At 50.4% G+C, this 11,947-nt stretch carries 10 protein-coding genes; 9 read left to right on the forward strand and 1 reads right to left on the reverse strand.

The genetic code is table 11. The features are described from left to right. Positions 1–138 precede the first annotated feature (138 nt). The 9 genes from ytxJ to AC1DE7_RS25210 all read left to right on the forward strand — a co-directional run bounded on the left by ytxJ (position 139) and on the right by AC1DE7_RS25210 (position 10,349). Positions 139–678 (forward strand): bacillithiol system redox-active protein YtxJ, encoded by a 540-nt coding sequence (ytxJ, locus tag AC1DE7_RS25170; RefSeq protein ID WP_477535413.1) that lies wholly within the window; start codon positions 139–141, stop codon positions 676–678. 77 nt (positions 679–755) lie between these two features. Then, positions 756–938, forward strand: coding sequence for a hypothetical protein (locus AC1DE7_RS25175; protein ID WP_249913672.1), 183 nt, complete (start codon positions 756–758; stop codon positions 936–938). A 36-nt stretch (positions 939–974) separates the two neighbouring features. After that, a complete protein-coding gene (locus tag AC1DE7_RS25180) occupies positions 975–1,037 on the forward strand; it encodes a potassium-transporting ATPase subunit F (protein ID WP_353884092.1) in 63 nt (20 codons plus the stop codon). 59 nt (positions 1,038–1,096) lie between these two features. Next, positions 1,097–2,776, forward strand: a complete 1,680-nt coding sequence (kdpA, locus tag AC1DE7_RS25185) for a potassium-transporting ATPase subunit KdpA (RefSeq protein WP_477535414.1) — start codon at positions 1,097–1,099, stop codon at positions 2,774–2,776. Between the two features lie 208 nt (positions 2,777–2,984). After that, positions 2,985–4,985, forward strand: a complete 2,001-nt coding sequence (gene kdpB, locus AC1DE7_RS25190) for a potassium-transporting ATPase subunit KdpB (RefSeq protein ID WP_477535432.1) — start codon at positions 2,985–2,987, stop codon at positions 4,983–4,985. 60 nt (positions 4,986–5,045) lie between these two features. Then, positions 5,046–5,606: a potassium-transporting ATPase subunit KdpC gene (gene kdpC, locus AC1DE7_RS25195; RefSeq protein WP_477535415.1), complete on the forward strand. Its 561-nt coding sequence runs from the start codon at positions 5,046–5,048 to the stop codon at positions 5,604–5,606. Between the two features lie 100 nt (positions 5,607–5,706). After that, on the forward strand, positions 5,707–8,046 hold the full coding sequence (locus tag AC1DE7_RS25200) for a histidine kinase (protein WP_477535416.1): 2,340 nt from the start codon (positions 5,707–5,709) through the stop codon (positions 8,044–8,046). A gap of 7 nt (positions 8,047–8,053) precedes the next feature. After that, the gene (locus AC1DE7_RS25205) at positions 8,054–9,646 is read left to right on the forward strand and encodes an ATP-binding protein (RefSeq protein WP_477535417.1); all 1,593 of its coding nucleotides are present in this window, start codon (positions 8,054–8,056) and stop codon (positions 9,644–9,646) included. Position 9,647: 1 nt separating this feature from the next. Continuing rightward, the gene (locus AC1DE7_RS25210; protein ID WP_477535418.1) at positions 9,648–10,349 is read left to right on the forward strand and encodes a response regulator; all 702 of its coding nucleotides are present in this window, start codon (positions 9,648–9,650) and stop codon (positions 10,347–10,349) included. A 117-nt stretch (positions 10,350–10,466) separates the two neighbouring features. On the opposite strand, the gene melA is transcribed toward AC1DE7_RS25210, so the two are convergent. Beyond that, positions 10,467–11,768 (reverse strand): alpha-galactosidase, encoded by a 1,302-nt coding sequence (gene melA, locus AC1DE7_RS25215; protein WP_477535419.1) that lies wholly within the window; start codon positions 11,766–11,768, stop codon positions 10,467–10,469. Positions 11,769–11,947 lie beyond the last annotated feature (179 nt).

Consider the following 11,947-nt stretch of genomic DNA (forward strand, 5'->3'; position numbering starts at 1 on the left):
ATAAATCGAAACGCTGAAATCTGTACTCGGAGATGAAGATTATCAACGCCTGCTCACAGAGGCCTATGCTATAATTTGATCAGAATGTAAGGTGGGAAGGTTGCCTTGATATACATATTTCAGGAAGGGAAGATCTGCATGAAGAAAAAAGTAAATCATCAAGCTGTATGGCTTGCTATAGGTGTTGCCATGGGAGTCAGCATTGGTACGGCTACGAAGCAGCTTGGACTCGGGATTGCTTTTGGCTTGGCGCTTGGCATTGTGATTGGTTCGGTGGTTAGCAAACGTGCGGGGCCAGACTCGGAACATATGCTCAGCGAGCATGTCCGGGAATTGCACAAACCAGATGACTGGGAAGACGCGCTGCATTGCTCGCAGGATCATCCGGTGCTTATCCTGAAACACAGCACGACTTGTCCAACCAGTGCGAGAGCGTACAGAGAGTTTATGGCGTTTGTAGGCACCCATGCATCAGATCCCAAACAACCTATGGACTACCGCATCGTCAAAGTGATTGAAAATCGTTCGTTGTCCCGCCATATTGCAGAGGAAACAGAGGTTCACCATGAGTCACCCCAGGTACTTCTGCTCGATCAGGGGCAAGTCATCCATCATACCTCTCATGGCAAAATCACAAAAAAGAGATTATTGCAGTGGGCACAGAATCCATTTGGATAAATAGTAAATCTTATAGACCCGTTCTTTTCAGCCCATTGCTGAGGAGAGCGGGTCTTTTTTACGTTTTTTTTACACCCATGGAGGCATTTCTTTACCCCTTTTTTACAGCGTTTCATATTACGATTTTACATGTAGCAGGTGCAGAGAACGGTAGAGAGAGGGAGGAAGGGCACATGGTGAATGATGCCACGATGATTGGATTGGTTGTGCTGCTGTTTGCGGTGTTTTGGGGATTCGTGAAATTCTGCGAGAAGGCTTGAGGGTAGAGAGGGGGATGCCAAATGATTGTCATCGGCATGATTGTACTCGCACTGGTGATATATCTCGGTTATGTGCTGGTGAAGCCGGAGAAATTCTGATGCTGACAATGTGCGTAATGCACGAACAAGTGAACGTCGAATAGGGAGGAAATGCGGATATGGGTATCGGTGTAGTGCAAGTAGCGGTGACGCTGCTTATCATCCTACTGCTGGTGAAACCGGTGGGAAAATATATAGTGAACGTGTTTGATGGACAGCGAACGGGGTTGGATCGGATTTTTGGCGGACCGGAGCGACTGCTCTATCGAGTAATGGGAGTACGCGAGAACGAATCGATGGGGTGGAAAAAGTACCTCACGGCTGTTCTCCTCTCCAACTTTGTAATGTTGGTGTTGATGTTTCTGGTGCTACGGCTGCAAAAGTATTTACCGCTCAATCCGGATGGCATCGGCAATATGCCAGCGGCGCAGGCATTTAATACGGCCGTATCCTTCATGACCAACACGAACTGGCAGTCGTATACGGGCGAGAACGCCTTGTCGTATCTGTCACAGATGCTGGCCGTGACGTTTCCGATGTTTACGTCGGCAGCAACGGGATTTGCAGTGGCTATTGTGTTCATTCGCGGGCTGATAGGCCGCCGGGATGAACTGGGGAACTTTTACGTCGACCTTGTACGGTCGATTACGAGAATTTTTTTACCGCTGAGCTTCATCGTGGCCTTGTTCCTCGTGTTCCAGGGGGTGCCTCAGACACTCGCGGGAGCGGTGAACGCAACCACGCTGGAAGGCGCGCAGCAGACGATCTCACGTGGACTGGTCGCCTCACTGGAGTCGATCAAACACATCGGAACGAATGGTGGCGGCTGGTTTGGAACCAATGCTGCACATCCATTCGAGAATCCGACGGCCCTGAGCAATCTGGTGCATATCGTCTGTATGATGCTGTTACCCACTGCACTGGTATACGCCTTCGGCTTGATGGTCAATAACCGGAAGCAGGGTTGGGCATTGTTCGCAGCGATGAGTTTTCTTTTCCTAGTGATGTTGACCACCGTATTTGTCTCCGAATATCGCGGTGTACCCGCGCTGGATGCAGTAGGTCTTCAAGGCAATATGGAGGGGAAAGAGGTTAGGTTCGGCATACCGGAGTCGGCCTTATTCACAGCGGTCACGACGGCGGCTACAACAGGTTCAGTCAACAATATGCACGAGTCGCTCACTCCGCTTGGAGGTCTGGTGTCACTGGCTCAGATGATGCTCAATAACGTGTTTGGGGGCAAAGGGGTAGGGCTGATCAACGGACTGCTGTATGTGATTCTGGCTGTGTTTATCTGTGGATTAATGGTGGGACGGACACCTGAGTTTCTGGGCAAAAAAATCGAGGGCAAAGAGGTGAAGCTCGCATCCATCGCCTTGCTCATTCATCCTTTGATTATTCTGGGGCCAACGGCAATCGCGCTTATGCGGCCCGAAGCCATTGCGTCCATCTCGAACGGGGGCATGCATGGCCTGACTGAAGTTCTCTATGCTTTTGCCTCGGGTGCAGCCAATAATGGATCGGCCTTTGCAGGACTAAATGCCAATACAGACTTTTACAACATCGCGATTGGTATCGTTATGCTGCTGGGAAGGTACGTTTCGATGATCGCCATGCTGGCTATTGCGGGTTCACTGGCCACCAAACGGGTTGTGCCTGTAACTACGGGCACGTTGCGGACACACACACCTCTATTTGCTGGCATTTTGGTCATGATGATCATTGTAGTCGGTGCGCTTACGTTCTTCCCGTCGCTTGCCCTTGGACCGATCGCAGAGCATCTGGCAATGATTCAATGAGAGGTATGACAGGGGAGCAACAGAGGAATTGGTATAAGGACGTAACGTACGGAGGTGGCAGTGCACGATGAATGCAGTCGAACGAAAGAAGGAGCAGACGATGCAACACATGGATACAGAAATATTTAGAACGAAGGGCAATGAGCCAGATAACAACCGCGGTAATATTCAACGTGATTCCGGATCGAAACGGTCGTTAAACAAGGATATGATACTTCAGGCTTCACTCGATGCGTTCAAGAAACTAAATCCGGTGGTCATGATCAAAAATCCGGTCATGTTTATTGTCGAGGTGGGTACATTCATTACGCTCTTATTATGCATCAACCCCGATCTCTTCACCGCATCCGAGGCTGGGCGCGGGTACAACATTGCCGTGTTTTTCATTTTGCTGTTCACGCTGCTGTTCGCGAACTTCGCAGAAGCACTTGCAGAAGGCAGAGGTAAGGCGCAGGCGGATACGTTACGCAAGACGAAGTCGGACACCCTGGCCAACCTGGTGCAGAAGGATGGAACCATCCGACGAGTGTCTTCGACCCAGTTGAAAAAAGGCGATATGGTCCGTGTGGAAGTTGGTGAACTGATCCCGACGGACGGTGAGATTATGGAAGGCTTGGCCTCCATTGATGAATCGGCCATTACGGGAGAATCCGCCCCGGTCATCAAGGAAGCAGGGGGAGATTTCTCCTCCGTTACCGGAGGGACCCGCGTCGTGTCCGATTACATCGTCATGCGTGTTCAGACCGATCCTGGGGAGTCATTCCTTGACCGGATGATCTCTCTGGTTGAGGGTGCTCAGCGCCAGAAAACACCTAATGAAATCGCGCTGACAACCCTGCTCGCCGTTTTAACCCTGATCTTTCTGATCGTCATTCTAACAATGGTCCCGATGGCGAATTACCTGGGTATTCGACTGGATCTGGCGACCCTAATCGCACTGCTTGTCTGCCTGATCCCAACCACAATTGGTGGATTGCTGTCCGCCATTGGTATTGCCGGAATGGATCGGGTTACGCAGTTTAATGTGCTCGCCATGTCGGGTAAAGCGGTGGAAGCAGCCGGGGATATCGATACGTTGATTCTGGACAAAACGGGGACGATCACATACGGAAACCGTATGGCATCTGAATTCACTCCAGTTCAGGGCATTACTTCATCAGAGATGACGCGGGCTGCTTTACAGGCTTCTGTGCGAGATGAGACCCCGGAAGGGCGTTCTGTTGTGGAATTGGCAGGCAAACAAGGCCAAAGTTGGTCTGAGACGGAGTATGCCAATACGGAAAATGTGGAGTTCACGGCAGAGACCCGGATGTCTGGTCTGAATCTGATCAGCGGAATGAAGATTCGTAAAGGTGCGGTGGATGCGATCAAAAGATATATTGCTTCCGCAGGAGGCCGTATACCTGGTGATCTTGATGAGATTGCAAATCGAATTGCAAAGGCTGGGGGTACGCCGCTTGCTGTAGCTATCGATGAACGAATCTACGGTGTGATTTATCTGAAAGACACTGTGAAGCCAGGGCTGAAGGAGAAGTTCGCTGAGATGCGCGCCATGGGCATCAAGACCATTATGTGTACAGGCGACAATCCGCTGACCGCAGCGACCATAGCGCTGGAAGCGGGCGTGGATGATTTTATTGCTGAAGCGAAGCCCGAGGACAAGATTGCCGCGATCAAAAAAGAGCAGCAGGAGGGCAAACTCGTCGCCATGACGGGCGACGGTACCAACGATGCTCCTGCTCTGGCGCAGGCCGATGTGGGCCTGGCGATGAATTCGGGCACCATGGCGGCCAAGGAAGCGGCCAACATGATTGACCTGGATTCCGACCCGACCAAATTATTGTCGGTCGTCTCCATTGGCAAACAGTTGCTGATTACACGCGGCGCACTCACAACCTTTTCGATATCCAATGATATCGCGAAGTATTTTGCTATCATTCCAGCTATGTTTATTCTCGCCATGCCGCAGCTTCAGGCGCTGAATATTATGAATCTGGCTTCACCACAGTCTGCGATCCTGTCGGCGCTGATCTTCAACGCCATTATTATTCCACTGCTTATTCCCATTGCGATGAGAGGGGTTAAGTATCGGGCGATGTCAGCCGAGAGGCTGCTTGGCCGCAATGTATTCATTTATGGCGTAGGCGGTGTAATTGTGCCTTTTATCGGGATTAAGCTGATTGACTTATTTCTGTCGGGAATCCTTTAACGAGATAAAATGCTTATCAAAATTGTTCTTTTATCCTAATGAAATCAGGAAGTGATCTGTATGAACATGTTCTTGACCGCCGTACGGTTATCCGTTGTGCTTATGCTGATATGCGGCTTAATCTACCCGCTTGTAACGACTGGCGTAGCTCAACTTCTCTTTCCTGCGCAGGCGAATGGAAGTTTGATTACGCAAGATGAGAAAATCATCGGCTCGTCCCTGCTGGCGCAGGAAATCCAATCGCCGGGGCTGTTCCAGCCCCGGGCATCAAATGCCAATTATGATCCAACGGCTTCAGCCGGTTCGAATCTCGCCGTAGCCTCGGAGGAGTATATCGGCGAGATGAAAGAAAAGATTGCTCAGCTCCAGCAGGAAAACCCGGGATTGAAGCAGATCCCTGCTGATCTCGTGACGGGTTCAGGCTCTGGACTTGACCCGGATCTCTCTCCCGAAGCCGCTGAGGCGCAGATCCCACGCATTAGCAAAGCTACAGGGCTTAGTGAACAGCAGCTTGTGCAACTTGTAAATGAGCATACGCAAGGCCGGCAAATGGGTATATTCGGGGAACCGCGTGTGAATGTAACGGCTCTGAATCTGGCGCTGACAGCAGAACTGAACTAACGAACATATTAGCCTGCTCACGATATATCGGGAGGGGCTTTCTCTATTTTTTCTTCATATTTTAAGACACGCTCTAATAAGAAAGGGGGGAGAGGGACGGATGGAAGACAGCTTCAAGCGCAAATCACCAGAAGAGATGCTGAAGATGATTACGAAGCTACAGCAGGGTACGCTTAAAATCTATATCGGCCCAGTCAGCGGATCAGGCAAAACGTATCACATGCTGAGGGAAGGGAACACGTTGCGCCAACAAGGCATTGATGTGGTCATCTGTGCCGTGTCCACGATGCGCAGACCGGAAACGGTAGAGCAGCTTGGCGCACTCGAACGGATTCCAAGCATTCACTGGTTACGCGAGAGTGATGATGTAGAGATGAAGGATCTGAACTTGGATGCACTATTGGCACGTAATCCGGAGGTTGTGCTGGTGGATGGTTTGGCACATCGCAACAGAGAAGGTGCTAGGTATGCTACCCGGCTGGAGGATATTCAGTTTTTGCTCCGAAACAACATCAGTGTCATGACAACGGTGAATGTGTATGAGCTGGAAGGCTATACAGAGCTGGCACGACAACTTACGGGCATCGCAGCAGAATATACGGTGCCTGCCGATACATTGGAGCTTGCGGATGAAGTGAAGCTGATAGACGTCACACCAGAAACCATACTGAGCCGTCTGGCAGAAGGTCATCTGAAGGGGCATGAGGGAGAAGCAGTTTTTCGTCAAGGCAATCTGGGTATTCTGCGCGAACTGGCCCTGAGATTGGTTGCAGAAGGGGTGAATGAATCCCTGCGTGAGCATCGGGAGGAGATGGGAATTACCGTCACAACAGGCATCATGGAACGGATTCTGGTGTCCACGCAATATCATTGGAATGGCTCCATCTATATCCGGCGTGGACAACAGATTGCCAAACGGCTGAATGGTGATCTGTGCGCCGTGGTTTTTCGGAATATGAAGCAGCCATTAACCAAGGAGGCAACCGTATTTCGGCGCAATATGATCAAGTTGGTGGAGAAGTTTGGCGGCCATATGGAGGAACTGTCCGTATTACACCGTCGCAACATCCCGTCTACGCTGGCGCGTTACGCCATGGAGCACCAGATTACCCGGATTGTGATGGGACACTCCCGGCGTACACGCTGGCAGGAACTGTGGCAAGGGTCCGTTGTTAACTCGCTGCTGCGCAGATTACGTGGTGTCGATCTGTTTCTGGTTGCTGATCGAGCGGCCCGGGAGGGTGAACGTGTGGTTCCGGCTAAAGTTAACGATGTGGAGTCGCTGACATACCGCAGACTAAGCGAGCAGGAAATGAAGGAACAGATTGGCCAGATTCAGCGCGGTACATTCAAAATATATATCGGAGCCGCACCAGGTGTAGGCAAAACCTACATGATGCTTCGGGAAGGCAATGATTTGCTCCGTAAGGGCATCGATGTGCAAATCGGTTTGCTGGAGACACATGGGCGGGCGGAAACCGTGGAGCAGATGGGTCACCTGTCTGTGATCCCTCGCGCGAAGCGCGTTTATCAGGAGACTAGTCTGGAAGAGATGGACACGGAGGGTATTCTGCAACTTTGTCCGGAAGTGGTGCTTGTGGATGAACTGGCGCATACGAATGTGCCCGGAAGTGTCCGGCAAAAGCGTTATGAAGATGTCCTGCTCCTGCTGAATGCAGGCATCTCGGTGATTACCACAATGAACGTACAGCATCTCGAAAGTCTGAATGATGCCGTTGAACATATTACCGGTGTTCGTGTCCGCGAGACCGTACCCGATCGGATCATTCAGATGGCGGATGAGGTGCAGTTGATTGATGTGGCACCCCAGGCCTTGCGGCAGCGCATGAGGGAGGGTAAAATCTATGCAACTGCCAAGGTCGAGCAAGCCCTTGCGAATTTCTTCAAAATCGGTAATCTGATTGCCTTGCGAGAACTTGCCCTGCGCGAGCTGGCGGACGATGTCGATGAACGGCTTGAAACACAGCAGGCCAAAATTGCACTTCGAGGACCTTGGCGCAGACAGGAAGCGGTCTTTGTATGTGTAAGCAGTGATCGTCATGCCGAGCGGCTGATCCGGCGCGGATTCCGTATGGCTTATCGTCTAAAAGCCATCTGGCATGTACATCATATCTACATCGGTGAGTCCATGAGTGACGAAGTGAAGTGCCATCTGGAAGCGTTGGAGCAGCTGACAATTCGGCTTGGTGGTCAATTTCATATTCATCACAGTCCAAGACTGCGCGATGTACCTGAGATTTTGGCAAGAAAGGCATCGAAGGCAAGAGCAACCCAGCTGGTGGTCGGGCAGGCAAGACGGGTGTGGTGGCTGAATGGCTATCGCGGCTCAGGGTCGGTGGTCAACCGACTTGTACGCTTGTCGCGGCATCTGGATGTATTAATCGTTGCAGATTATGATTATGAACTGAGCGGGATGTGAATGGATATTGTCTGAACAAATAAAAAAAGAAACGCAGGCAGCCCGCGGGAAACGGGTTCCGGCATATGTATGGGTGACCCTCGGGGTTACGCTGCTAACTTTACTGCTTCATGCCATCGGCATGAGTGGTGATTTGGTTAATGTAGCGCTTATATATCTGTTTCCCGTCCTGGTGAGTGCCGTGTATTGGGGAATGGGGCCAGCTGTATATGCCGCGAGTTTTAGCGTCATTATGTTTGACTTCTTTTTTGTCCCGCCATATTTGAGCTTTACGGTTGAGGATTTGAGATATCTCATCTCCTTTGTTGTATATCTTGCGGTGGCGATCCTGACAGCCAGTCTTGCAGGTCGATTGCGACAACAGTTGGAGATGGTAAAAGCACGCGAGGCCACGACTAACTCCCTGTACGCATTGAGTCGTCAGATGACAGCCATTACGGATCTGAATACCTTACTGGTTAACATTGCAACCCAAGTATCGCTTACCCTGGGTAAGCCGGCGGCTGTGTATCTTCCGGATGGGCAGGGGGATCTGCTGGTTACAAGCTCTTCTGCACAAGCATCAGAAGGGGAAAAGGATGGTTGGGGAGATGGAGAGTCGGAGATTGCCATTGCAAAATGGGTGTATCATCACGGACAGATCGCAGGTAAGGGATCATCCACTTTGCGGGAATCTCTCGGGCTATATGTACCGCTACGCACAGAGGAGCAAATTCATGGCGTGCTCGCCGTAAGCATGGACGCTGGCGAGATTCATGAGCAGCAAGAAGAGCTTCGTCTGTTGGAGGCATGCGGAGGACTGGCCGCAGGTGCTATTGCCCGAGTGAAGCTGGCGGAAGAGGCCAGATTGGCGCAGATTACTGCTGAATCGGAGCGCATACGCACAGCGCTGCTGGACTCTGTCTCCCATGAATTGCGTACGCCCCTAACCGCCATTATCGGCTCGGCTACAGGATTGTTGGAGAATGATACGCTTTTTACACCCGAGGATCGGAGAGAATTAACAGGCAACATTCGGGATGGAGCCTTGCGTATGAATCGTCTCGTCACAAATCTGTTAGGTATGGTTCGGCTGGAGAGCGGCATGTTGCAACTGAACCGGAAATGGTGTGACGTGGAAGATATAATCAGCGTTGTACTGACACAAGTTCGGGAATTCAGTCCGCATCGTAACATTCAAGTTGAACTTCCTGATGATCCGGTGTTCATTTATGGAGATGAAGTATTGCTGGAGCAGGTGCTGGTCAATATCGTCAGCAACGCCATCAAATATTCGCCCGACGAGACCCAGATTGTCATCATTGTGGCGAGTGACAGAAGTCCGAATCAATTGACGATCATGGTTGCTGATCAAGGCATCGGTATACCGGAAGCAGAAAGAATACGTATATTTGATAAGTTCTATCGCTCAGAGTCGACTCAGCATGTCACAGGAACTGGGCTTGGTCTGGCGATCTGCAAAGGCATTGTGGAAGTCCACGGAGGTACCATTGTGGCAGAGTCGAATTCGGGCGGGGGAACGAGAATGCGCATAGACATCCCCATGGAGGCTCACGGATCACGGTTTCCCTATTCAGAACAAGGAGAGGTTGAAGAATAACATGAACGCACCACTAGGGGCTCGCATACTGGTGATCGATGATGAGCCGCAGATTCGCAAATTGCTTAAGGTCACCCTTCAGGCACACCAATTCGAACTCCACGAGTGTGGGGATGGCGAAGAGGGCGTTATTCAGGCCAGTATTGTACATCCGGATCTGATCATCCTTGATCTTGGTTTGCCAGGCATGTCCGGCATGGAAGTACTTCGCCGGATTCGCGAATGGTCACAGGTACCGATTATTGTGCTGACAGCGAAGGATCAGGAGGGAGACAAAATTGCCGCGTTGGATGGTGGTGCAGATGATTATGTAACCAAACCATTTGGAATGGGTGAGTTGGTCGCCCGTATTCGGGTGGCGCTGCGTCATGTAGCCAAAACGACGGATGAGCCAATACTGCGTTTCGGATCACTCACGATTGATCTGGCCCAAAGGCAGGTGGAACTGGAGGGGACTTTGGTCAAATTAACCCCAACGGAATATGAGATGCTGAAGGTACTCGCCTCGAATGCGGGGAAAATCATCACTCAGCGTCAGCTTTTGCAGCAAGTATGGGGAGGGCATCATCATGAGTCCGACAGCCATTATCTTCGAGTATATGTGGGGCATCTGCGTAAAAAATTAAAGGAAGATCCGACGAATCCCCGATATATTCAAACGGAGCCTGGCATTGGTTATCGCTTTTTGCTTCCTGCAGAATAAGATTTAATGGAGCGGGGCGTTTCTTATAAATGATGTGATGTACGCTTCGGCGGGTGAGCGCTATAGAACGAACAATACACCGTCCCCTTTAGCTGCAAAGGAAACGGTGCTTTTGTATTATGACGTGTATTTTGGCAACCAGTCGCCGTGAGCCTCAATCAACTCATCACACATCGCTACGATGTCATCGATAGACAGCTCCGCAGCTGTATGTGGATCAAGCATGGCGGCGTGATAGATATGTTCTTTTTTTCCAGTGATTGCCGCTTCAATTGTTAGCAGTTGCGTGTTGATGTTTGTCCGGTTCAATGCCGCGAGTTGTGGAGGCAGATCCCCAATGTACGTAGGGCTGATTCCTGATCCATCCACCAAACAAGGTACCTCAACACAAGCCTCGCGAGGCAGGTTGGTGATCAGTCCGTTGTTCATAACGTTTCCGCCAATTTTGTACGGGTTATTCGTCTCCATCGCTTCGATAATATGCGATGCGTATTCACGGCTGCGGGTATGTTCAATATTTTCGCTGGCAAACAGCTTGGTACGCATTTCTTTCCAGCCTTCAATCTGGTTCACACAGCGGCGTGGATACTCATCCAATGGAATGTTGAAGCGTTCAATCAACTCCGGGTAATTCCGTTTGATGAAGTAAGGGTGGTACTCAGCATTGTGCTCGGAGGATTCCGTTACATAATAGCCAAAACGCTGCATCAGTTCATAACGAACCATGTCGTCATGCTGTTCCTTCTGTTTTTCTTTCGCCCGACGTTTAATCTCGGGGTACAGATCCTGCCCGTCTTTGGTAACTTCGAGCAGCCACGCCATGTGGTTGATCCCTGCAATCTTAGCCACAACACCTGTCTGATCGATCCCCAGTGCATCAAACAGATGTGGTACACATACCTGCACACTATGACACAATCCTACAGTTTTGATCCCACCATGCACATTCATGACGTTGGTAAGCACGGCCATCGGGTTGGTATAGTTCAGGAACCATGCATCCGGACATACTTCCTGCATATCTCGGGCAAAATCCAGCATAACCGGAATCGTCCGCAGATTACGGAAAATTCCGCCGATACCGAGTGTATCAGCAATTGTTTGACGCAGTCCGTATTTCTTCGGAATCTCAAAGTCCGTAATGGTACATGGATCATATCCACCGACCTGGATGGCGTTGATGACATATTTGGCCCCGCGCAGCGCTTCTTTGCGGTCATGATATACGTTCACAACGCAACGACTTCCGAGTGAGCGGGCCAGACTGGTCAACAAACGCTCTGAGTCGCTCAAGCGTTCAGCATCAATATCGAACAATGCCAGCTCAAAATCCTGCAGTGCTTCGGTCATCATGACATCACCCAATACATTTTTAACAAAGACAGTGCTACCTGCACCGAGGAACGTAATTTTATTCATTTAAGTTTAGCCTCCCTGAAAAATGTTGTACCCCAACTATAGGCCGATTCGGCACATATAACTATGGCTCAAACCCTTTCAAACATGGCATAATCCCATTTTTGTTCCCGCTTTCAACTAATATGGAAGCACTTTAGCTGTTATAATATAAATAGACGAAATGAAGAGGTCAGCGGAAC

The sequence above is a fragment of the Paenibacillus sp. 10L310 genome, from assembly GCF_056395745.1.